Source organism: Mesorhizobium sp. M0598 (assembly GCF_040320865.1).
Lineage (GTDB): Bacteria > Pseudomonadota > Alphaproteobacteria > Rhizobiales > Rhizobiaceae > Mesorhizobium.
Genome location: NZ_JAMYQL010000036.1, coordinates 1 through 23,167, shown reverse-complemented (window position 1 = coordinate 23,167; position 23,167 = coordinate 1). Strand labels below are relative to the sequence as shown.

20 protein-coding genes and 2 pseudogenes are annotated in these 23,167 nt (G+C 63.2%); 13 read left to right on the top strand and 9 right to left on the bottom strand.

Going from position 1 to position 23,167, the window contains the following annotated elements; translation table 11 throughout:
* Positions 1-317: 317 nt before the first annotated feature.
* The 9 genes from NKI59_RS29320 to NKI59_RS29280 all read left to right on the top strand — a co-directional run bounded on the left by NKI59_RS29320 (position 318) and on the right by NKI59_RS29280 (position 10,989).
* A complete protein-coding gene (locus NKI59_RS29320) occupies positions 318-1,010 on the top strand; it encodes an RNA polymerase sigma factor (RefSeq protein ID WP_023679398.1) in 693 nt (230 codons plus the stop codon).
* A 204-nt stretch (positions 1,011-1,214) separates the two neighbouring features.
* Positions 1,215-2,567 carry a hypothetical protein gene (locus NKI59_RS29315; RefSeq protein ID WP_352624521.1) on the top strand — a complete coding sequence of 451 codons (1,353 nt, stop codon included), beginning with the start codon at positions 1,215-1,217 and terminating at the stop codon, positions 2,565-2,567.
* Positions 2,568-3,419: 852 nt separating this feature from the next.
* A complete protein-coding gene (locus tag NKI59_RS29310) occupies positions 3,420-4,811 on the top strand; it encodes a sensor histidine kinase (RefSeq protein WP_502901117.1) in 1,392 nt (463 codons plus the stop codon).
* A gap of 482 nt (positions 4,812-5,293) precedes the next feature.
* Entirely contained in the window at positions 5,294-5,476 is a 183-nt protein-coding gene (locus NKI59_RS29305) for a hypothetical protein (protein WP_023679139.1), read from the top strand.
* A 219-nt stretch (positions 5,477-5,695) separates the two neighbouring features.
* Positions 5,696-6,628: a sugar ABC transporter substrate-binding protein gene (locus NKI59_RS29300; protein ID WP_352595153.1), complete on the top strand. Its 933-nt coding sequence runs from the start codon at positions 5,696-5,698 to the stop codon at positions 6,626-6,628.
* A gap of 67 nt (positions 6,629-6,695) precedes the next feature.
* Complete coding sequence (locus NKI59_RS29295; protein WP_352624516.1) at positions 6,696-7,751, top strand: ABC transporter permease; 1,056 nt, start codon at positions 6,696-6,698, stop codon at positions 7,749-7,751.
* Positions 7,752-7,754: 3 nt separating this feature from the next.
* Positions 7,755-8,534, top strand: coding sequence for an ATP-binding cassette domain-containing protein (locus NKI59_RS29290; protein ID WP_352457238.1), 780 nt, complete (start codon positions 7,755-7,757; stop codon positions 8,532-8,534).
* Positions 8,531-9,490 carry a cyclase family protein gene (locus NKI59_RS29285; protein ID WP_352624514.1) on the top strand — a complete coding sequence of 320 codons (960 nt, stop codon included), beginning with the start codon at positions 8,531-8,533 and terminating at the stop codon, positions 9,488-9,490. The genes NKI59_RS29290 and NKI59_RS29285 overlap by 4 nt, the downstream gene beginning before the upstream one ends.
* A 23-nt stretch (positions 9,491-9,513) precedes the next feature.
* Complete coding sequence (locus NKI59_RS29280) at positions 9,514-10,989, top strand: amidase (RefSeq protein ID WP_352595146.1); 1,476 nt, start codon at positions 9,514-9,516, stop codon at positions 10,987-10,989.
* 16 nt (positions 10,990-11,005) lie between these two features.
* On the opposite strand, the gene NKI59_RS29275 is transcribed toward NKI59_RS29280, so the two are convergent.
* Positions 11,006-12,292: an ROK family protein gene (locus NKI59_RS29275; RefSeq protein ID WP_352595144.1), complete on the bottom strand. Its 1,287-nt coding sequence runs from the start codon at positions 12,290-12,292 to the stop codon at positions 11,006-11,008.
* Positions 12,293-12,448: 156 nt separating this feature from the next.
* On the opposite strand from NKI59_RS29275, the pseudogene NKI59_RS29270 reads away from it, so the two are divergent.
* Positions 12,449-12,624 (top strand): annotated as a pseudogene (locus NKI59_RS29270) (SMC-Scp complex subunit ScpB); the annotation flags it as partial.
* Between the two features lie 69 nt (positions 12,625-12,693).
* On the opposite strand, the gene NKI59_RS29265 reads toward NKI59_RS29270, so the two are convergent.
* The 8 genes and pseudogenes from NKI59_RS29265 to soxR form a co-directional block, all read right to left on the bottom strand.
* Positions 12,694-13,410, bottom strand: a complete 717-nt coding sequence (locus NKI59_RS29265; protein ID WP_352595141.1) for an ABC transporter ATP-binding protein — start codon at positions 13,408-13,410, stop codon at positions 12,694-12,696.
* Complete coding sequence (locus NKI59_RS29260) at positions 13,407-14,147, bottom strand: ABC transporter ATP-binding protein (RefSeq protein ID WP_156937422.1); 741 nt, start codon at positions 14,145-14,147, stop codon at positions 13,407-13,409. Before NKI59_RS29260 ends, NKI59_RS29265 begins: the two co-directional genes overlap by 4 nt.
* Before the next feature lie 2 nt (positions 14,148-14,149).
* A complete protein-coding gene (locus NKI59_RS29255; protein WP_352595138.1) occupies positions 14,150-15,136 on the bottom strand; it encodes a branched-chain amino acid ABC transporter permease in 987 nt (328 codons plus the stop codon).
* An 8-nt stretch (positions 15,137-15,144) separates the two neighbouring features.
* A complete protein-coding gene (locus NKI59_RS29250; protein WP_352642802.1) occupies positions 15,145-16,017 on the bottom strand; it encodes a branched-chain amino acid ABC transporter permease in 873 nt (290 codons plus the stop codon).
* A 166-nt stretch (positions 16,018-16,183) separates the two neighbouring features.
* Positions 16,184-17,455: an amino acid ABC transporter substrate-binding protein gene (locus NKI59_RS29245; RefSeq protein ID WP_352708159.1), complete on the bottom strand. Its 1,272-nt coding sequence runs from the start codon at positions 17,453-17,455 to the stop codon at positions 16,184-16,186.
* Between the two features lie 531 nt (positions 17,456-17,986).
* Positions 17,987-18,360, bottom strand: a pseudogene (locus NKI59_RS29240) (transposase); the annotation flags it as partial.
* Positions 18,361-18,493: 133 nt separating this feature from the next.
* Positions 18,494-20,239, bottom strand: a complete 1,746-nt coding sequence (locus tag NKI59_RS29235) for an adenylate/guanylate cyclase domain-containing protein (protein WP_352595132.1) — start codon at positions 20,237-20,239, stop codon at positions 18,494-18,496.
* An 890-nt stretch (positions 20,240-21,129) separates the two neighbouring features.
* Positions 21,130-21,564, bottom strand: a complete 435-nt coding sequence (gene soxR / locus NKI59_RS29225) for a redox-sensitive transcriptional activator SoxR (protein ID WP_352708157.1) — start codon at positions 21,562-21,564, stop codon at positions 21,130-21,132.
* 85 nt (positions 21,565-21,649) lie between these two features.
* Here soxR and NKI59_RS29220 point away from each other — a divergent pair, with 85 nt between their 5' ends.
* The 3 genes from NKI59_RS29220 to NKI59_RS29210 all read left to right on the top strand — a co-directional run.
* Positions 21,650-22,102, top strand: a complete 453-nt coding sequence (locus tag NKI59_RS29220) for an SDR family NAD(P)-dependent oxidoreductase (RefSeq protein WP_352708156.1) — start codon at positions 21,650-21,652, stop codon at positions 22,100-22,102.
* Positions 22,099-22,371 (top strand): SDR family NAD(P)-dependent oxidoreductase, encoded by a 273-nt coding sequence (locus NKI59_RS29215; protein WP_352708155.1) that lies wholly within the window; start codon positions 22,099-22,101, stop codon positions 22,369-22,371. Before NKI59_RS29220 ends, NKI59_RS29215 begins: the two co-directional genes overlap by 4 nt.
* Positions 22,368-23,167: S-adenosylmethionine:tRNA ribosyltransferase-isomerase (locus tag NKI59_RS29210; protein WP_352708154.1), on the top strand; the 800-nt coding region annotated here is incomplete at its 3' end. The genes NKI59_RS29215 and NKI59_RS29210, both read left to right, overlap by 4 nt.

Below are 23,167 nucleotides of genomic sequence, written 5' to 3'. Positions count from 1 at the left end.
TGGACCCAATCCTGACCTTCCGGGACCCATTTTCCTTCCAGAAACCGGACATTGGGCCCAACCAGCGCTCGTGACCCGAAGGCGACCTTCATTTCCTAGAAGCGCGTATGACTGCTCTTAGCCGGAAACCCGGCATTTGATGGACGCTGTGCTTGGAGGGCGGGTAATGAAGCGTCACAGCATTGTCGGCATGATAGGCGCCGTCGGCTTGGCTTCTCGCCGCTGTGTTTGATTGCCTGTTGCCTTCCACTGATGAAAGAGTCGACTAGGACCTTTTTTGCTGTGACGGCACCGAATTGGTGATTAGATAAGTTGTCATGTCCGACCCACGCATCGACAGGGGCGATGACGGGCGCAATTCCAAGGATGTGGAACTGGTCCGCCGCGCGTTGGCGCGCGACGCGGACGCATTACGAACCATCATGCAGATGCACAACCAGCGCCTCTACCGTATCGCGCGTGGATTGGCCGACGACGACAGCGAAGCCGAGGACATCGTTCAGGAAGCCTATGTCAACGCCTTCGCCCACTTTGCCGAGTTTCGAGGAGAATCGGCATTGTCGACATGGCTCTGCAGGATCGTCGTCAACGAGGCATTAGGACGCTTGCGAAGGAGTCGGCGCGCGGCAGCTTTTGCAAAATCCGCGGCACGGGCCAATGCCGAAGTCATACAGTTTGCTCTCGACAAGCATTCCGGGGACGCAGAGCGAACGGTGGCGCAACGACAAATCCTGAGCTTGGTCGAACAGGCAACCGATAGGCTGCCCCCCGCCTACCGCGTTGTTCTTATTGCCCGAGCAATCGAAGGACTCTCTAATGACGAGACAGCGGAACTGCTCGGCGTGCGTCCCGAGACAGTGCGGACGCGGCTCCATCGCGCTCGCCGTCTCCTTCGCCAAGAGCTAGACGAGCAGATTGGCCCCGTGCTGCTCAATGCCTTCCCCTTCAAGGGCCGACGCTGCGAGCGACTAATCGACACCGTTATAGATCGCCTTCGTTTTCCAGCCTGACTGCGTGACGGAAGGTCTTTCTGCGCCTCTCTCTCCCATGCCGGCAGAAGGTCCATGCTCTATCGATCGATCGGTCTTCGCGCCGGACGCGGGAACGTTTTGACGGTTCGGTCATCCAATATTGTCAGCCAGATTCGGTAGCCACGCAATCGGGACGCCGAACGGGTAGACCAACTGGAAAACAATGTTCGGGAGGACAAGGCAGTGTCAGCACGGTTCAATCGTATTGGTGTCTCCTTGGTCATTCTGGTCTCCGCGGCTTTGATTCCGGCCGCTGCCCAGACGGGCGCAAAAGGATCGGTCAGTGGAAAGGATTTTGACGCCGCCGCGGCCGAGCAGGCCAAGCGATATCTCAAGGAAGGTCGCGAGACTTTCCGTTTCGATACCTTTGGTAGCGAGGAGTTTTGGGGCGGCAAGCTCAAGCTCCATGAGGCGATCGCCGGGGAGAAACTGGGCGGGGTCGGACCTGGCCTCAGCCCGGAAATGGCTCTCGAACTTGGCCTCAAGGTCGATGTCAATGCAATTCCGAAGGACGTGGCTGCAGCTCTCGACAAAGGTGAGGTCGACCTTACCGATCCTGCAAGCACGCTTCTCCTGCTCAAAGCCAATGCCGTTGTCGGGGTCACCGGGTTCTTCGCCGAGGACGGAAAGACGCTGACTTCGGTCGGCATACAATGTGCCGTGTGCCATTCGACTGTTGACGACGCATATGCGCCAGGCATCGGGCATAGGCTGGACGGCTGGCCGAACCGCGACCTCAATATAGGCGCTGTCGTTGCATTGGCGCCTGACCTCACGGCGTTCACCGAAATGCTGCAGATATCCGAAGCGGAGGTGAAGAAGGCGGTGGAAGCATGGGGCCCTGGCAAATTCGATGCTGAACTGAACCTCGACGGCAAGGCATTCCGGCCGGACGGCAAGACGGCCGCCACGCTCAATCCACCCGCCTTCGGATTGGCCGGCGTGAACAACCATACATGGACCGGAGCCTGGGGCACGGTGAGCTACTGGAACGCCTATGTCGGCAATCTCGAAATGCACGGCAAAGGCGTTTTCTACGATCCGCGCCTGGACGATACAGAGAAGTATCCGGTCGCAGCGAGAACGAAACAGGGCCACAAGCAGGACGAGGAAGACCGGATCACGGCGAAGCTGCCGGCGCTTCACTTCTATCAGCTTTCGCTGCCGACCCCGAAGCCGCCCGAGGGCGCCTTCGACAGTGCGGCGGCGGAGAAAGGCGAGGCACTTTTCAATGACAAGGCCAAATGCGGCACTTGCCACGTGCCGCCACTATTCACCGAGCCGGGATGGAACCTGCATACGGCCGATGAGATCGGGATCGACGATTTCCAGGCGATGCGATCCCCGGACGAGCGTTACAGGACGGCATCGTTGCGTGCACTTTGGAACACGGAAAAAATCCACAAGGGCGGTTTCTACCACGACGGGCGGTTCGCCACCCTCAATGACGTCATCAAGCATTATGACGACCATCTGGGCCTTGATCTGACCGATCAGGAAAAGAGTGATCTGATCGAGTACCTCAAGTCGATTTGACCCAGCACTTGACGGCGTCGGCGTTCCTCGGATGTCGATTGGGAGGAAAGGTTATGAACGGTGATCGTAGTGAGGCAAATCGCTGGTCGGCACACAGCGTGCCAAGCCAGACGCTGTCTCGTCGGAAGTTTCTGAAGGTATCGATGACCGGCGTCGCCATGCCGGTGGAGGCGGGCTTGCTTCCTGCATGACGGGCCAGCCTGCGGCGCGTGGCGCCGGAATAACGCCAAAGCCTCTGGCACTCTATCAGGATGTTCCAGACAAAGGTCGCCGCTGCGCAGGGTGCGCCCATTTCCTGGAGCCGAATGCATGCGAGATCGTTGCGGGCGAAATCAGCCCTGATGGCTGGTGCCGCTTTTACAAACCGCGGCCAGCCTGATCGGTCGGAAACCAGCGGCAGGGGAACCTCGTTGGAAACGGATCAAGGAATCACATGGGCGCAGCGAAACGTGTATTCCGCCCGAAATCCGCAGTGCACGTCCAACATCGCGGCCCACCCGATCCAACCAATGTTGATCCCGTTCCTGGTAGCTTTTGATCACGACATTCTCGTGGGATCGCTGTCAGGAAATGGATCATCAATTCGCCTGATCTTGCTGGGCAAACATCCGAGAAGAGGCCGGATCGCGATCTTCAGTGAGTCCACTGCAGACGTCCGCGCATGGCGCGACCGAGCCGGCCGAAGGATTCGTTCTGCCGTACAGCCGCGGAGCGTTCTTCGTCGCGGTTGGCCGGCGAGCCGACTTTCTGGCTGCGCGCGCCGCAGACCGGTTGACGTTAGAAAGAGGCCATTCCTTCTGTTTCCGATCAAATGGGGCTCACAAGGAGCTACCAACTGGACTCTAGCTCAATCTGCTGTTCATTGTAACGAATGGGCAACCAAAAATCCTCGGGGGAAAGCAGGCCAATCTCGGTTCAACTGGCCTTGCCGAAGCGATCCTGCAGACCATGGATCAGCCGCTGCTGGTCCTAAGAGACGACCTTACGGTCGAGGAAGCCAATTCGGCGTTCTATACGCTGTTCAAGGTCGACACCGAAGAGACCCGCGGGCGCCTGCTCTACGAACTCGGCAATGGCCAGTGGAATATCCCCGAGCTCCGTCGGCTCCTGGAAGAGATCCTGCCGCAGCAGTGGGTAGTGGAGCACTACCGGCTAGAGCATAAGTTCCCGGAGATCGGCAAAAGGATCATGATCCTGAACGCGAGGCGGCTGCCGCCCGAGGGCGACCGCCCTGAACTGATCCTTTTGGTCATCTCAGATCGCACCGAGACCGAACAGGCCCGGTTCGAACTCGAAGGCTACGTCGAGTTCGGGGAAAAGCTGATCGACAGTACCCGGGAGGCGCTCCTGGTGCTCGATTGGGACCTGAAGGTGGTTCGCGCCAACCGGCCCTTCTATGACGCCTTCCAGGTGTCTCCTGACGACACTAAGGGGCGGCTGATCTACGAGCTCGGCAATCGGCAATGGGACATCCCGCGTCTGAGAGAGCTGCTTGAGAACGTCCTGCCCAACAACAACGCCTTCGATGATGTGGAAGTGGAGCATGATTTTGAGCACGTCGGCCGCCGCGTCATGCTCCTCAACGGGCGACGCCTCGACCACCTCGACCTCATACTGCTGGCGATCCGCGACGTCACCGAGCAGCGCCGCATGGAGAAGGAGCGGGAAACGCAGGTTGGCGAGCTCCATCACCGGATAAAGAACGTCCTCACCACCGTCGATGCGCTGGTAAGACGAACGCTGCGCGACAGCGGTTCGCTTGAGGAATTCGGCCGAGCCTTCGAGAGCAGGCTCGGTGCCATGGCACGCACGCAGGATCTGTTGGTGCGCGCGCCGAGGGGAAGTGTTGATATGTCCGAGATTCTGCGGCTGGAGCTGCAGGCGCATGGCGGACGGGAAGGTGGGAACTTCAATCTCGACGGCCCCGCAATCGCGCTACCGCAAGATGCGGTCCAGGCATTCGCAATGGCCGTTCACGAACTCACCACCAACGCAGTCAAGCATGGCGCGTTTGCTTCGCCTGAGGGGCGAGTTGACATTCAATGGACGGTGCAGGCGGGCGAAGGGGGCGCGACGCGTGTAATGTTTCGCTGGCGGGAACGTTGCCCGATCATAACCAGCGCCGGCCGCACCGGCTACGGCTCCCGCGTCCTGGAGGCAGCGTTCCGCCACACCCTGAAGGGCAGCTCCCGGCTTACGCTGCATCCTGATGGAGCTGAATTTTCGGCTGAGTTCCAGCTCTAATACCGCGCGGACATGTCGAGGCTGCGAGGACTGCGCCAAATCCCATATCCACATGATGGTGTCAGGCCGCGGTTCTGCATGCTGGCATAGCAACCGGTCTGGATCGAACGGGTTCCGCCGGGGGCGATGGGAGGAATGACTGCGGAACCCTGGGCAGCGGTCGTTTCGGGCCATGGGAGGTCGCATCAAGTCATAGCGCGAACGGCAGGTTTGTAGATGCCATGAAGGTCAGCAAATGGCGCGCAACATGACCTCCAGCATTGTCACCCGCGATGTCCGCTTCCGGGCGGAGGCTGAAGAGACTGCCACCGCACTTTCAACCTCGCCAAGGAACACCTCGAACAGCTCAAGGCGAGGCCATCGACTTAAGCCTAGCTGTGCGTGTTTCGACATTTCGACGTCGCGGTGTCGGATTATTTGCATGCAAACCAGTTTTACGACGCTATCCTCCCATCCTCAACGGAAGATTCTGGGAGGAATGCATGGCTGCGCATGAGCAACATGCCGTTGAAATCATTAGGGACAAAGAGTGGTCGGTTCGCGTGACGGTCAACGGCACCACCACCACGGTCCCTTTTACATCTGAGAGCTACGCGCGTTCGTTCGCAGACGGTCAGGCGTTCCGACTGGGCGTTCAGGTCGCGGAGATCAAGAAGGCGGCCTAGCCGCGCGCTTGCCCCAAGAGCCCCACAGCGATTGAACCTCGAGTGACCAAAGCCGGTTGAAATTAGCCGTTGCGCGGCATAAGAGCTTGTGCCTATAGTTAGTACGTGGCTCGCACGAACAAACAGACTGACTGTGACGACCTGTAGATGGCGCCCAAGCTGGGCTGCTGCGCGGTCTGGAGGTGAGCCGGAACACTCGGTCAACAGGGGATACGCACAGTGAACCGCTTTCAGAAACTCTCGACCGCAGCGCTCGTCGCAGCATCCTTCACGTCGACCGCCCTCGCCACGAATGACAAGCTGACGATCGGCATCGTCACCTTCTCGACATCCGACGTCGACACAAACCAGATGGTCGACACGATGAGCCAGGAAGCCAAGTCTAAGGGCTGGTCGGTGGAAACGCTCAATGCCAATGGCGATCCTTCGCAAGCGATCACCAGCATCAAGCAGCTGGCAACCAAGAAGGTGGACGCCATCATCGTCACGGTCTTCGATTCGACGGGCCTGGCGGCCGGGCTCCAGGCGGCGGCGGACGCAAAGATCCCCGTGCTTTCGGCCGGCGGCGGCATGGCAGACGGGATCGCGCTATCTGCAAGTACCGGTGCTGCGCAACCGCTGATGGACTTGATGCTGAAGGACATCGGCAAGTCCGGAACTGTACTCGACCTCACCTACCATCCCGGCATTCCGTGCCGCGAACGAGCCGACGCCTTCGATACGGCCGTCAAGGCAAATCCGGGGCTCAAGGCGACCTCGCACGAGATCAGCATCCCGGGTGCTGCCGAATCGTCGCAGGCCGCGACCAGCGCCTGGCTTGCAGCTAATGCCAACGCCAAGGGGCCGTTCGCCATCTTCAACTGCTATGACGACAACGCTATGGGCGCGATCGCGGCGCTGAAGCAGAACGGCCGCAGCGACGTGAAGGTCTATTCGTTCAACGCCACGGCGCCCGCTGTCCAGGCTGTCAAGGACGGGACGATGACCGCCACGCTCGGTGTCGATCTGACTTCGGCAGGCAAAATGCTAGTCGATCAGATTCCCGACATCCTGGCAGCCGGCGACCAGTGGAAGCCCAAATCCTTCGTGCCAGGCTATACGCTCGTCACCAAAGAGAACGTCGACAAGTTCATCAAGGACAATCCGCAGTAAGCTCTCCTGATTGTGGGTCTGGGCCGGACTTGCCTGGCCGGGCCGGAGTGCTGTCATGAGAGCCGCCATGTCCGCTGATCATTCCCTGCCCGAAACCCACGCTCCGGCAGAGGCGCCCCGCGTCCTGCCGTCAACGCAGACCGGCTATGCCTCGCCCAATGCCCGACAGCGGCGCGCGTTGCTCATGCGCCTGCTTGGAACCTACGGCACCATCATCGTGCTGGCGTCGATGCTGGGGATCTTCTCGGTGCTGGAGCCGGGGACCTTCGCAACCATCGGCAATTTTCGCAACATCGTAAACGACATGGCGATCGGCACCATTGTCGCGGCCGGCCTCACCGTGCCCCTCGTCGCCGGTGATTTCGATCTCAGTATCGGCTATGTCGCGAGTTTCTGCGGGCTTCTCGTGGTCGGGCTGTTGAGCAGCAGTGGCTTGCCGATCCTACCCGCCATCTTCCTTGTCGTCGGCCTCGGAACGGTCATCGGCATTGTCAACGGCATTGTCGTTTCGAAGATCGGGGTGAACGCCTTCATTGCCACGCTTGGCACGGGCACCATCATCGTCGGGCTGAACTACGCCTATTCGGGCGGAATTCCGCTGCAGCTCACCCAGTCGCGCGAATTCACCAGTATCGCGATCGGCCGGATTGCCGGAGTGCCGCACCTCGTCATCATCATGGCCGTCGTGCTTGCGCTGCTGTGGGTGATCCTCAACCGAACAGTGCAGGGCCAACACATCAAGGCCATCGGCGTCAGCCCGGAATCAGCGCGCCGCGCCGGCGTCGCCGTCGATCGCAGCCGCATCGTTGCCTTCGCCATCGCCAGCACCTGTGCTGCTATCGGTGGCGTGCTGATGGCCTCCAATCTCGGCTCCGGCCAGGTGACGGCGGGTGACAGCTTCATGCTGACGTCGTTTTCGGCCGCCTTCCTCGGTTCGGCGGCGCTGCGAGAGGGTCAGTTCCATATCCTCGGCACCTTGATCGGCGTGCTGACGGTCGCCGTCGGCAACAATGGGCTGGCCATGATCGGCGCGCCGATCTTCACGCAGTTCCTGTTCACCGGCTGCCTTCTCGTCGTCGCCGTAGCGCTCGGCGGTATTGGCCGCCGCTATGCGAGGGGATAGGCCATGGCGCAGAAGATGCTGCTCAGCCTGCGCCGGATCTGCCGCAGCTTCGGCGGCATCCAGGCACTCGATGACGTTTCGCTGGACATCGCCAGGGGCGACATACTCGGCCTCGTTGGCGACAATGGTGCCGGCAAGTCGACGCTGATCAAAATCCTGGCCGGCGCGCATGACCCAACTTCCGGCGACGTGATCCTCGAAGGGCGGCCGCAAAAGTTGTCGCCGCCGTCCGAAGCGCAACGCCTCGGCATCGAGACGGTCTATCAGGACCTGTCGCTGATCGGCACGTTCACTGCCGCCGAAAACTTCTTTCTCGGCCGCGAGATTGCGCTTGGCCGCGGCCCGGCGCTGCTGCGCTGGATCCGCCGCAAATCGATGGGCGACATCGCGATGCGCGGCCTCGAGGAACTGCACATCGAGATCCCCGGGGTGCGCAGCAAACCGGTGGATCGCATGTCCGGCGGCCAGCGCCAATTGGTGGCGATCGCGCGCGGTGCCTTTTGGGGCCACAAGCTGCTGCTGCTCGACGAGCCCACCGCGGCGCTCGGCGTGCGCGAATCCCGTGAGGTGCTCGACCTCATCAAACGACTCGGCGCCCAGGGGCTGACGATCGTCATGGTCACCCACAATCTCGATCATCTCTGGCAGGTGTGCAACCGCGTGGTGGTGATGCGCAGGGGCCGCAAGGTCGCCGATCTCGCAAGTTCCGGCACCAACATGGAGGATGTCGTCGCTTATATCACCGGCGCCAGGCAGCCGGCGACCGCGCAGGCGGAAGCATGAGCGCGGCTGAAACGATGACGCTGCGCCGGCTGCTGGGCAATGCGCCGAGCCGCTGGGGGCATTGGGGTGCCGACGACGAGATCGGAGCGCTCAACTATCTGACCGCCGACGAGGTCAAGCGGGGCCTGGCGTTGGTGCGGGACGGCCGCACCTTCACCCTCGGCGTGCCGGTCGGGACTTCTGAGGGCGATGCCGTCTTTCCCGGCCGCTGGCCGGCGAAGCATTTCATGGTCGCCGACAAGGCCGGCTTCGAGAACGGTCACTGGCAACCGCTTGCCGGCGGCCTCGAATTCGCAGACGACTATATCACCAGCTTCGCACAGGCCGGCACGCATTGCGACGCGCTCGGCCACATGTGGTTCGACGACACGCTTTGGAACGGCTTCGCGGCAAGCAGTACCAATGGCGGCATGACCAAGGCCAGCATCATGCCGATCGCGGAGCGCGGGATCGTCGGACGCGGCGTGCTGCTCGACATCGCCCGGTTCCGCGGCAAACCGGCCCTTGAGCGCGCTGAAACATTCACGCATCGCGACCTCATGGAATGCGCCCGGGCCCAAGCGGTCGATATCCTGCCGCGCAGCATCCTTCTCGTTCGCACCGGCTGGGTCGGCGCACTGGCGGCGGGAAGCCAGCGCGTCGGCGATGGATATTGGGAACCCGGACTGACCTTCAGCCTCGACCTCGTGCGCTGGTTCGACCAGATGCAGATCCCCTGTCTGGTTACCGACACACTGGCCAACGAGACAACCTACGAGCCCGAGACCGGGTTGATGCTGGTGCTGCACGCCGCGCTGATGCGCAATCTGGGCGTGGCGTTCACCGAAATGGCATCGCTCGACCTGCTGGCCGCCGACTGTGCCTCGGACCGCCGCTACGAAGGCTTCTACTGCGCCAGTCCGGTCAAAGTGAGCAAGGGCACCGGCGGCGCGGCAAATCCAGTGTTCATCAAATAGCACCCAACAAGCTGGAACGGCTTATGACTTCTGCAGACGACCAGATCTGTTTCCTGCCGGCCACGGAACTGGCCCAGCGCATCCGGCGCCGCGACCTGTCGCCGGTTGAAGTAACCGAGGCCTATCTGCGCCGCATCGAGGCGCGCAACCCGGTGGTCAACGCCTATACGCTGGTTCTCGGCGACCAGGCGATGGAAGCTGCGCGGGCCGCCGAAAAGGCCGTGATGGCAGGCGGTTCGCTTGGACCGCTGCATGGCGTCCCCGTCGGCATCAAGGACCTCGACGATATGGCCGGCGTGCCGACCTCGATGGGGTCGTGGGCGGTGCACGACCGGGTGCCCAAAACAAGTGCTGTGGCGGTCGAGCGCCTGCTCGACGCAGGCGCCATCGTGCTCGGCAAGACCAACACGCCGGAGTTCGGCCATAAAGGTATCACCGACAATCTGCGCTTCGGGCCGACCAGCACGCCCTTCGCGATCGGCTACAATTCCGGCGGCTCGTCCGGCGGCAGTGCGGCAGCGGTCGGCGACGGCATGGCGGCCCTGGCGCAAGGCACGGACGGCGGCGGTTCGGTCCGCATCCCCGCCTCGTTCAGCGGCACCGTCGGCTTCAAGCCCTCTTTCGGCCGCATTCCTTCGGTGACTCGCCCCGACGCCTTCTTGTGGGGACATCCTCTGGTCCATATCGGACCGCTGACCCGCACCGTTGCGGACGCCGCGCTGATGACCAAGATCATGGCCGGGCCTCACAACCGCGACCCGTTCTGCCTGCCGGATCACGGCGTTGACTATGTCGGCGCCGTTGCCGGGCGGACGCCGAAACTGCGCGTGGCCTACAGCCCGCGACTGGGCAATTTTCCGGTCGAAGCCGGGGTCGCCACCGTCGTTGCCCGGGCAGTCGATGTCATGCGAGCACATGGCATTGAGGTTGATGAGGTCGAGCTCGATTTCAGGGCCGATCACAAGGAACTGGCTGCGCTTTGGGTGCGCACGATCTCGATCCACTATGCTGCCATCGCCGTGTACTGGAAACAGGAGGGCATCGACCTAATGGGCAAGCACGCCAAGGTGCTCACCCCGCAGTTCCTCGCCATGCTGGAGGGCGCCTACAAGGTGTCCGCCGTCGACCATGCGCTCGACGATCTTTTGCGCACCGGCGTCCTTGACGGCCTCGAGGATGTATTCGAAACCCATGACCTGATCGTCTCGCCGACGCTGGCCGTTCCGCCCGTCAAGAATGCCCCCGACGGCAACACGATCGGGCCGACATCGATCAATGGCGAGGCGGTCGATCCGCTGATCGGCTGGTGCATGACCTATCCGATCAACTATACCGGCCATCCGGCGATTTCGGTTCCGGCCGGCCTGACGGCGCAGGGCCTGCCGGTCGGCCTGCAGATCATCGGGCGGCGGCACGCCGACGAAACCGTTCTGGCGATGGCGGCTCAGTTCGAACGTATGCAGCCCTGGTTCCAAAGCTATCCGGGGCTCGCTGGATAGTTGGGTGTCGGAATACCTAGATCGGAAGCTGCAGCAGCTCGGAAATCACCAGACCGGCTGCGCCTAGGAGGGCGGCCCGGTCACCTGCATCGCCGGCAATGAATTCGATCGCGCCGCCGGGTCGTGACGGAACCATGGCGCGGACATGCTCCGCGATTGCGCCGAGCAGGCAATCGCCGCCGAGCACGACATCGCCATGCATGATGAAAATGTTGGGCGCCACCGTCTGCTGCAGATTGGCGATGCCGACGGCGACGTTGCGGGCATAGCGGTCGAGCAGCTCAGCCGCTCCCGGCAGCCGCCGCGCCGCCATGTCGACGAGGCGGGCCGAGTCGATCAGGTCTGGCTCTGGCAGAGCCGTGCGGGCGGCCTCCCGCCGGAGCCAGCTCAAGGTGGCAATGGTGTCCCAGCAGCCGCGCCTGCCACAGCGGCAGGGCTCGCCGTCGAGCTGCACGAAAGTGTGTCCGAGTTCGCCGCCTGCGCCTGCCGTGCCACGATAGAGGTGCCCGTCGAAATAGAGTGCGCCGCCCAGCACCTCGCCCGTGTAGACGACCGCGAATTGCCTGACGCCGCGCCCGGCGCCGAACCAGCGGTCGCCGACCAGCAAGGCGCGCGGATGATGGTCGAGCTTGACCGGCAGGCCGAAGCGTCGCCCGAGATCGTCGGCTAGCGGGTAGCGGTCGAGCGCCGGCGCGAGATTGACAGCGACGATCGACCCGCGATCGGTGTCAACCATGCCGCCGACGCCAACACCGATCCCGAGAGGCATGCGCCGCGCCCTGGAGAGAGTGTCGCCGACGCATTCAGCGATCGACTCGATGATTGGCCGGACCGGCCCCCTGCCGTCCGGCAGGGCCATCTTGCGTTCCGATTCGATCTTGCCGTCGAGCGTCGCCACGCAGGCATGCACGGCATCCGGCATCAGCAGCACACCGCAGATCGGACGGGCATTGGGCGAGAACCACAGCGGCCGGGCCGGCTTGCCGCCGCCCGGACTGGGAGGAACCGGGTCGCTCTCGACCAGCACCTGATCGTCGATCAGCGGCTGCACGATTCCGGAAATGGTGGTGCGGTTGACCCCGGCCAGGCGGGCCAGTTCAGCCCTGCTCGTCGGCCCAAGATCGAACAGGGCCTGCAGCACACGGCCGCGATTGGTCGAGCCGACCATCGAGGACGACAGCAGCGCCTTGCGCCGGCGCGAAACCCGCTCCGCGCCGGACGCATCGCCGGGCGGCGTGAACAGAGCGCTGCGTCCGCCATTCGGGCGCCCATCGTCGGTATCGTCCATCGTCGGGTTTTTCATAAGGGGCATCCTGCCAGCTCTTCTAACCCAGGACCTTACCGGTTTCGAGCACTTTGTGCGAGCAGGCAACAAACTCGTGCATTGCCAGGACAAGATGCGTCGCAAATGTTCAAAGACACGCCAGCTCGGCGTCTCCTGACTAATTGGTGTCACAATAAGTTCCTGACCCACTTCGGCTTTGACACGTTGCGCGACCTGCCGGATTTCGAGGCACTCGAGGACGCTGGCCTGCTGCCAAAGACAAGCTGCTCGCCGGCGATATTCCGGTTGGCCAGACGAGCGGGGAGCGTGATGATGAGGTGGACATCGTCGCTGAAGGCGAGATGCCATGAGCAGACAGGCTTCTCTCTTCGACTCTCGGCAATCTCACGTCCAGGACCGACCGAACTGCAAATGCCCTCTCACGCTCCACCCATATAAATATCCATGATCTGCCGATCGTCGCGCACATCCTGAGGCTTTCCCTCGAAGCGCCTTTCGCCGGCCGCCAGGATGTAAAGCTTGTCTGCCATCGGCATCGCCTCACGGATATTCTGCTCCACCATCACGATGCCGATGCCGTGCGCGGTGAGGCTGCCAATGCGCTCGAGCGTCTCGATGACCATGGCCGGCGATAATCCGGCGGAAGGCTCGTCGAGCAGAATGAAGCGCGGTTCCGAGACCAGCGCTCGCCCCAGCCCAAGCATTGCCTGCTCGCCGCCAGAAAGCGAACCGGCCGCGGTTCGCCGTCGCCGCGCCAAAGAAGGATATTGCTCGATCACCGCCTCGATGCGCTGTTCGACTAGCCGGCTGTCCGCGATGGCGTAGCCCCCCATGCGCAAATTCTCTATCACTGTGAGGCGCGGAAACACACCGCCGCCCTGCGGCATCAGCACCAGCCCCTGGCGCACCACCTCATGGACGGCAAGGTTGGAGAGCGTTGCATCGCCCAGGCTGGCCGTGCCGCTCCACACCGGCAGGGCGCCGGCAATCGCCTTGAGCAGGGTCGACTTGCCACAGCCGTTCGGTCCGAAGATGCAGGTGATCTTACCAGCCTCCGCGCTTAGTGAAACGCCATGGACGATCTCCTGCTTGCCGTAGCCGGTGACGATGTTTTCGGCGGTGAGGGTGGTGCTCATTGCGGCCGCCCCAGATAGGTCTGCATAACTTCCGAATTGCGAACGATGTCGTTAAAAGAGCCGCTGGCCACGACGCGCCCTGCATCCATGACGATGATGCGATCGCACACGTTGCGTACCATCTCCATGTCGTGCTCGATGACCAGGAAGGTGATGCCGTGTTCGCGCAGCCGCGCGATGGCCTCTAGGATGATCTTGCGGATGTTGGGATGCACGCCCGCCGTCACCTCGTCGAGCAAAATGAGCGTGGCCTGTCGCATGATGACGCGCCCGAACTCCAGCAGCTTCTGCTGGCCGCCCGAAAGGTCCGAAGCGCGATTGTCGGCGACATGGTCCAGCGTGAGCAGCGCCAGCGTTTCGGCTGCCCGATCACGGGCGCCCTGCCAATGGCCCTCGGCCGCTGCCGCTAGCAGGTTTTCGGTGACGCTCATATTGTCGAACATGGCCGGAATCTGGAAGGTGCGCGCAAGCCCCAGCCGCGCGATCGCGTGAGCCTTTCGGCCGCCAATTTCGTGACCGTCGAAGCGGATCTGGCCACGATCCGGCGCCACCGTGCCCGACACCAGGCTGAACAGAGTCGACTTGCCGGACCCGTTGGGCCCAATCAGGCCGGCGATCTCGCGCCGACCGACCTCCAGAGACACACCGTTGACAGCCTTGATGCCGCCGAAATGGCGGTAGAGTTCGCGCACGACGAGGATAGGGTCGCCGGCCCCGGCCGTTTTGCCCTCGACCACGCTCAATTGGGCCCTCCATGGCCGTCGCCGACAACCTTGCCGACCGCCTTGTCCAGCACGGCGCCGGACTTGGCCCCGTGCCGCGAAAACAGACCGGCGATGCCGTTCGGCATGAACACCACCACCAACACGATGGCCGCGCCCAATATGGCGATATAGAAGGCGGTGTCGCCCCAGTACATCCAGATCACGCGGTTGACGACGAACAGCCCTACACCGCCCAGTGCCGGCCCCCACAGGCTGCCTAACCCGCCCAGCAGCACCATTACCACCATCTGGTCGGTGATGTCGCCGCCGAAGACGCTTTTCGGATTGATGAAGGTGACCCAGTAGGCGAAGATCGCGCCGAACACCGAAGCGGTAACGGCGCTGAGTACGAAGGTTTGCAGCTTGACCAGCGACGTGTTGATACCGATTGCCTCGGCAGCCGGCTCGTGGTCGCGCAGCGCCTTGACCTTCAGCCCGAAACGCGACCGCTCGAACAGCGCCCAGGTGATAAGGTAGGTCAGCGCAGCCGCGCCGAACATGGCGAAGTAGAAGAAGCGCTCGTCGAGAAAGGGCGGCAGCCCAATTCCGCCAATGCCGCCGGTAAAGTCCATCACCGAGGTGAACTGGATGAGCACCTCGGCGAATGCCCAGGTGGCTATAGCGAAATAGGCGCCGCGCAGGCGAAGTGTCGGCGCGCCGATCATGATGGCAAACAGCGCCGTCACCACGATACCGGCCGGGACGGTGGCAAAGAAGGGCCAGGCGAGTTTGTCGCCCATCAGCAGCGCCGTGACATAGGCGCCGAGCCCGAAGAAAGCCGAATGGCCGAAATTGATGTAGCCGGCATAGCCGCCGAGCATGTTCCAGGAGCAGGCCAGCCCCGCCCACATCAGCGCGCCGGTGGCGATGCGCAGCCAGTAGTTGTTGACCAGCATCGGCAGGAGCGCCAGCACAATGATCACCCCAATCAGCAGGAGGAGGCCGGTCCGGCGTTGCTTCATGTCCGGCCTCACAGGCCGTGTCGCAGGATCCCGCTCGGGGACAGGAGCAGGACGAGGAACAGCGTGGCGAAGATCGCCAGCAGCGAATAGCTCGACCCGACATAGGTCGCGACGAAGGCTTCGATGACGCCGAGCAGCAAGGCGGCGACAAGGGCACCGCCGACGGAGCCCAACCCGGCAAGCACAGCCACGAAGAACGCGAACAGCGTATAGCGCAGGCCGACCTCCGGATTGACTGAAAAAATTGCACCCATCAGCACGCCGGCCATGGCGGTGATGCCTGCGTAGAGCCCGTACACATTGGCGCTGAGGCGGCGAATGTTGACGCCCATCAGCGCAGCGTTCTGCCGGTTTTCGGCCGTCGCTCGGATCGCCAACCCATAGCGGGTGCGGTAGAGGAACAGGAACAGCCCGCCGGCGATGGCGATGGCGAACGCCGCCGCCGCCACGCGGATCAGCGGCACCGTCACCGGCCCGACGGCAAGGCTCTCGCCGCTCAACGCCGTCGGAACGCTGTGGGTATTGAAGCCCCACGCGGTCAGCATGCCGCCGCGTAGCAGCGTGAACAGGCCGAAGGTCAGCGCCAGCGCCATCAATTCCGGCCGAGCCGTGCGGCTGTTGCGGACATTGTAGAGGATCGGCCCAATCAGATAGCCAATGGCGCCGAACAGCACGAATGCCACGGGGATCGCCAGGAATCCGTCTACGCCCAGTCCGGCGGCCATGTAGTAGCCGAGATAGCCACCCAGTACGACCCAGCCGCCCACAGCGAAATCGATGACGTGCAGCACGCCGAAAGCGAGCTGGAATCCGATCGTAAAGGTGGCGATGACGCCGCCGATCAGAAGGCCGTTCAGCAAGGTCTGTAGGAAAAGATCCAAGGCGGGAACCATCCGTCAGTCAGCCAAACCAAAAAAACGCGGGGTGCCGCGGCAAGGCGGCCGCACTCTATGGCATGGTCCGTTATTTTCTGAGCACGCGCAACCGTCGTCGTTCCCCCAGAAAGGGTGATGGCGATGAGGCTGCCCACCCCCTGTCCGAAGCCGCTTATTTCCAGGCCGGCAGCGGGTAGGTGAGGTTTGCCGACGCGGCCTCTTTCGGGCCCACCGCCACCGTCTTGCCGCCCTGAATCTGGATCAGCACCGGAACCGGTTGGACGTTGTCATGGTAGTGGTTGCCTTCCTTCTCGAACTTGATCGGCCCATAGAAGGTCTGGATTTCTGTCTCCGCGATCGCGTCCTTCAGCGCCACCCTGTCTTCGGGCGTTAGTGCCGGCTTCTTGCCGAGTCGCTTGACGGCATCGCCGAAAACGAGGCCGCTGGCCGCGCAGGCCGCTTCGGTGTAGTCGGGCTCGTGCCCGGACTTCTTTTGCGCCATCTCGGCAAACTCCCTTGCGGTGCCGAAGACGTCGTCCTTGTACGGAACCGATGGCAGCCACACCGAGACGCCGCAGGTGCCGTCGGCGTCCGCGGCCAGCGCCTCGGCGAAGGCCGGGTCGGTGACGCCGTAGTGCATTATCAGCGCCTTGGGCCGGAAGTTTAGCGACTTCGAGGTCTTGACGACATTGATCAGCGGCTCCTCATGGCCGCCGACGGCGACGATGTCGGGATTGAGCGCTGCGATCTTAGAGATAACTGGGGTTAGGTCGCCCGAGGCGGGCACCAATTCGTAGGCGAGGACTTCCAGCCCGGCCTCCTTGGCTCCGTCGCGGAAACCTTCGCCGGTTTCCTTCGAGAAGGGCTCGTTGACCCCGATCACCGCAATCGTCTTGGCCGTGGGGTTGGACAGTTTCGCCAGCACGGCCAGCGACTTACCGGCAGTGGTGTCTACGGCCGGGATGATGCCGAAGTTGAATTCCGGCTTGGCCTTCCAGACGTTCGGCGATTCCGCGGAGCCGGAAATCATCGGCACCTGATACTTCTGGCAGATCGGCTGCACGGCGATGGTCGAGCCGCTGGTGTAGGGGCCGAACAGCACGTCCACCTCGTTCTGCACGATTAGGCGCTCGGCGGCGTCGGCGCCGGTCGCCGGGTTGCTCTGGTCGTCACCGTAGAACATGTCGACCTTGAAACGCTCGCCGGCGACCTCGACGCCCCCCTTGGCATTGATCGCCTCCGCCCACAGGTCGTAACCGCGCTTGGTCAGGTTGCCGCCGAGGATGTTCTCGCCCGACAGCGAGGTAATAACGCCGGCCTTGTAGGTCGCCACCTGCGCGTGTGCCGTTCGCACGAACGGCATTCCCAACGGACCGGCCGCGAAGGCGACAGCGCTGCCGCCGAGGACCCAGCGACGCGAAAAACCTTTGCTGTTCGTGGACATCATTCAACTCCCTTTGCCCGGCTATGAGATTTGGAAACCGACCATATTCTTGTTCCTACCACTATATGCCCTTTGTGCGGATAAGGAAGATTTCGCTGCCGTCCTCGGATCACGGCGGCGCAGGCGGCGATGAAAGCCATCTGGAATGACGATGGCTCCCGCTCGGTAGCCCTATGTTGATGACTATTGCAAACTCGCCAGCGGATTGCTCATCGGCTTGATTAATGCCAGCGCGGGCCGGCGCTTCCGCAATGCCGCGCCGCTCGCCGTCAACTGCAGAAATGGGACAGTCGTCATCAGGACAGGTCAGCTCGTCGCTGCTCGACTCCGCGATCGAGAGGAGAAACGCCGGAAGTGGCGGCTTAGCTCAAGCCAGGATGGAGCGACCCGGCGCCCGCAGGTCAAATCCGGCTGTCGCAACGATTAGGAGGGCCCGACAATCTACCTTGATCGCAACGCCACGGTAGTCAACACGATAGCTGACGCCGCGAAAGCGCTGGAACAACCATGGCCATACATGGGCAGGCAAGGGACGTTGTGGAGGCGTTTCGTCAGGAAGTGGGTGGCGCCCATGCGGGCCTTGATCGTGCCGAAGGGATGCTCGACCGTCTCGCGCCTGTCCGCATGGCGTCGGGATTGGCGTCGAGCCGGCGCTGGACCTCCTCCACGACATGCTCGCGCTCCCATCGGGTGATCCGGCGCTCCTTGGACGGCGTGCATTGCCGCTTGATCGGGCAGGCCGCGCAAGCTGCGGTCGACCAGTAGCGACGCAGCGTCATGCCATTCTCGACGTTGCTGTAGTGGTAGGTCAGCAACGCTCCGGACGGGCAGCGATAGACATCCTGATCAGGTAGATAGGCGAAGTCCTGCTTGCTGAACCGTCCGTCGGCCTTCGCGCCGGCTGTTCACAGCTGCTCTACGCGCTCAGTTCTCGACAAGCCGGCCAGAGAACTATCCTTCCAGAAGCGACGCGGGATCAAGGGACGTCGCCTGGCCAGACGTGACGCGCAGGAGAGGGCATCTTTGCAAACGCGACGATCACTCCGGCACGCCGGAGATGCCCAGCGCCTCGACGTAACGCTCGGCGAACACCTTGTCCCGCCACGGGTTGATCTGTCTCTGCAGGGTGAGCGTGTAGGTCGGGAACGCCTCCATCAGCCGCCGCGCCGCCGCCTGCGCTTCGTCCAGCCGGTTGAGTTTGACCAGCGCCATGATCACCACCCGGTGCGAGGAGCCGTAATTCGGCATCTCGCGCAGCGCTCGTTCTCCCCAAACCAGCGCTTCCTCGTAGCGTTCGAGCATCAGGTAGCTCATCCCGATGCCGGAGAGCGCGATGCCCTTCTCGGGGTCGACCGGACTCAGCCGCATTGCCCTGTGGAAGTGCTCGATCGCGACGAGGGGGTGGCCGGAATGGGCGTTCACCCAGCCGCTGCCCGTATGGCCCTGCGCCGAATTGGGGTTAAGGAGCAGGGACCGTTCGATCGTGTCCAGCGCCGTCTCGTAATCCTTGGCGCTGTAGGCGATTACCTGCGCGGCGAAACGCAAGCTTGTCGGGTCGTCTCGCGCGTCCGCCAGCACCTCGCGAGCCATGCGCACGGCGACGCGGATATCGTCGGGCTCGTGCCAGCACTGACTCACCGACAGGCTGCGGATATAGGCACCGAGTGCCTTCGCCAGGGTGAAGCCTGGGTCGATGCTGAGCGCCTCGTTGGTGAGCCGGCGCACGTCGGCGAAGCCTTCGCGCGTCATGCTGTAGAAGCGCGGCAGCGCACGAAGGTAGAGGTCGTAGGCACCGATGTAGTCGGTCGGCTTCATGCGCGCCTGCTTGATCTCCTGCAGCCGGATGCTCGGTTCGACAGCGCCGACGACGCTCTCGGTCACCTTGTCCTGCAGGTCGAAGATATCGCTCACGTCGCCCTCGAAGCGGTCGGCCCAGACATGATGTCCGCTGATCGCGTCCACCAACTGCCCACTGATGCGCACCCGCGATCCTGCTCTGCGGATGCTGCCTTCGAGCACGTAGCGGACGCCCAGCTCGCGCCCGACCTGGCGAAGGTCCACCGCCCGGCCCTTGTAGGTGAAGGACGAGTTGCGCGCGATCACGAAGAAGGAGTCCACCCGGCTCAATCCCGTGATGATGTCCTCCACCAGCCCGTCGGCGAAGTATTCCTGATCGGGATCGCCGCTCATGTTGGTAAAAGGCAGAACCGCGATCGAGGGTTTCGCGGGCAGCGGAGGCGGTGCAGCCACCGAGGCACCGGCGTCGGTCTCGACGCGGTAGGCGCGCACAGGCCGCTCGATGTTCTTGAGGCGCAGGTCGCCGAGCGGCGTGAAGCCGCAGTCGAGCTTGCCCTGAAGGTGGTCGTAGGCGGTGCCTGAGACGACCACGGTGCCGGGGTCGGCGATGCTGTCGAGGCGGGCGGCGATGTTGACCCCGTCGCCGTAGAGGTCGCCGTCCTCCTCGCAGACCACGTCGCCGAGATTGATGCCGATGCGGAAGCGAATCCGCTCTTCCTCGGGCATCTCCGCCTCGTGTTCTGCCAGGGCCTGCTGGATCGCCATCGCCGAGGCCACCGCGTTGACGACGCTCGCGAACTCACACAGCATGCCGTCGCCGGTGAGCTTGACGATCCGACCCCGGTGCTCAGAGACCAGCGGTTCGAGGAGGTCCTTGCGGTAGATCTTCAGCCGCTCGAGCGTGCCGCGCTCGTCGCGCTCCGTCAGGCGCGAATAGCCGACCACGTCGCAAACCATGATCGCTGCGAGGTGGCGCTGCGTGGTCATTGCACCGCTCAGCCAAGCGCCTGCACGCGGGCCGCCCCGCGTCCATGTCCTGCCAACTTCCAGACGCCCCACGTGCATGGTATCCGTCTCTCCCAGTCGCCGCCCGTCGCCGATACAGAACGGAAAACGCAGCTCGACCTTGCCTTCACGAGATTTCGCTATCCCGCTTGCGAGGCGTGGAGCGTTCCAGTCGCCGCGCTAACAGCCAACCGGCGACACGCCCACGCAGCCTCTGGGGACGCTGACACGCCAATCCCAGAAGGCCGGAGATATTTGCTGCCCTTGGTAACCGGTTGACGCCACCGTCGCGGTGCTTTTGTCACCGCGATGTAACAGCGAGATGGCCCTACGAACGCGCGCATCGGGCATCACACCAGACGTTCGCGCTTAGAGGTGCTGAGGTCGGAAAGTGGCGCGTTCTTCCGCTTGGCGAACGCGTAACAATGACTCTCGTTGCTGCCGTTTAGTCGCAAAATCCCAAAGCCCGGATCGGGTGACGGGCATCTACTGTTCCGAGACACCGGCCGCGCGGTGCGAGGCCATGTCTGCGGCCATCCGCTCGACATCCCTACGGAACTGCGTTCTAAACCAGGACGTGATGGTGAACGTTGGCCGCGCCGCGACAAGCTGCGCCGCCCCGTCCGACGAGCTTCTTCGATGCGCCCCGCCTGCTCCTAGATCATCAATGATGTATTGGCATGGCGCGACCCCAACTACGGCAATGTCGCATATTGCTATTCAGGAATCACTCGATTGCAAGGCCGTCGAGCGGATGGAGAAAGTCAGCGACGAACAATACCGCCGCTGAACCTTACCGGGGCCGCACCGTCTCGCACTTGGCGAAGTCTTGCGCTGCCGAGTTCTGCAATAGTGACAGGCACGCTGCCAACTCACCCCAGCCAATACCTCGGCCCCGGCCCCTTGCGTCCTGCCATATCGGCAGGGTTCGCAAGGCTACACCGGTCGATCGACAGGCAGCCGCAACCGATGCACTCGGTAAGCCCCGACCTCAGGCGCTGCAACTCGGCGATGCGCTGGTCGATGCGCTTGGTCCACTGGCCCGATAACCGCGACCAATCCCAACGCGACGGCACGCGATCGGCTGGCAACTTGGCCAGCTCGGCGCCGATCTCCTCAAGCGTCAGCCCAATTCGCTGCGCGAAGACGATGAAGGCGATCCGGCGCAGCACGGATCGCTGGTAGCGTCTGTGTCCCGAGCCGGCCCGCTCGGACGCGATCAGCCCGCGCTCCTCGTAGAAGCGCAGGGCCGATGATGCGACGCCGCTGCGCCGCGCCACGTCGGTGATGGTCAGCATGGAATCCATGCATGAACGAAAGCACAATTCCCGCTTGACTTCAAGTTAACTTGAACTTGTACCAAGAGGCATACGGATTAAAGGAGCACTGGCAATGCAGACGAATGTCGAACTTCAGGGACTTCGCGTGGCGGTCACGGGCGGCACCTCCGGGCTCGGAATGGCGCTTGTGCGGCAGCTGACCGCGCAGGGTGCGTGCGTCGCCTTCGTCGCCCGCACCGCCGCGAATGTCGAACGCATCGCCGACGAGACGGGCGCGCACGGCATTGTCGGCGACGTCGGCAAGAAGGAGGACATCTACCCGATCGCGTTGCAGGTCACTGCCAGCCTCGGCGGGCTCGATGTCCTGATCAACAATGCGTCGAGCCTCGGCCCTGTCCCTCTGGCGCTCCTTGCCGATACCGAGTGCGAGGAGCTGGAAATGGCGCTCGCGGTCAATCTCGTCGGCGCCTTCCGGCTGACGAAAGCCCTGTTCGGTGCGCTTGCCGCGTCCGCACGCGAGGGCCGCGGCGCGCTGTCATCAACATTTCCAGCGACGCCGCGGTGAACGCCTATCCCGGCTGGGGAGCATACGGCGCGAGCAAGGCCGCTCTTGCCCATCTGACGGCGATCTGGGACGAGGAGGCAAAAGCCGACGGCATCCGGCTCCTCGCGCTTGACCCCGGCGATATGGACACCCCACTGCACGCGCTCGCGATCCCTGATGCTGATCCGGCGACCTTGAAGCGCCCCGAGCAGGCAGCTGCCGAGATCATCGAAAAGATGCTCGACGCGTTGCCGGTCCGCTCTACGCTTCTCGCCGGAGCACATGGATGATTGCCGCCGATCGTCCCGATCGGCGCTCCGCCAGGCTGTTCGTCGTCGAGGCCGACGGCACGATGCGCGACCGGCCGCGAGCTGGACTCGCGACGCTGTTCAACCCCTGCGATCTGGTCGTCGCCAATGACGCCGCGACCTTGCCTGCCAGCTTGCACGGCACGCATGTCCCAAGCGGTGAGGCGATCGAGATCCGCCTGGCGGGCTGGCTGTCACTTCCCGATCCAACCCGTTTCGTGGCGATTGCCTTCGGCTCGGGCGATCACCGCACGCGCACGGAAGACCGGCTGCCTCCACCTCCGCTGTCACCAGGCGATCGCCTCCGGCTCGGCTCGCTTGACGCCGTCGTCGAGCGCCTTCTCGACCATCCACGCCTTCTCGAGTTGCACTTCCCAGGCAACCGCGCAGCGGTGCTTGCAGGACTGGCGCACGACGGCCGGCCGATCCAATACGCGCATGTTCCCGAGCCGTTGGCACTGTGGGATGTTTGGACGAAGATTGCCGCCGGGCCGGTCGCGTTCGAGGCGCCGTCGGCAGGCTTCGCGCTTGACTGGCGAACGCTCCAAGCCTGGCGTCGGCGCGACGTCGGCTTTGCAACCCTCACGCATGCTGCGGGCATTTCTTCCACCGGCGATCCCGCGCTCGATTCGCATCTTCCCTTCGACGAGCCATACCGCATCCCTGGGCGCACCGCGGCGCAGGTCGCGCGGGCGAAGCTGCCCGGCAGCCGCATCATTGCGATCGGCACGAGCGTAGTGCGCGCACTTGAGGCAGCCGCCAATCCCGGCGGCAATGT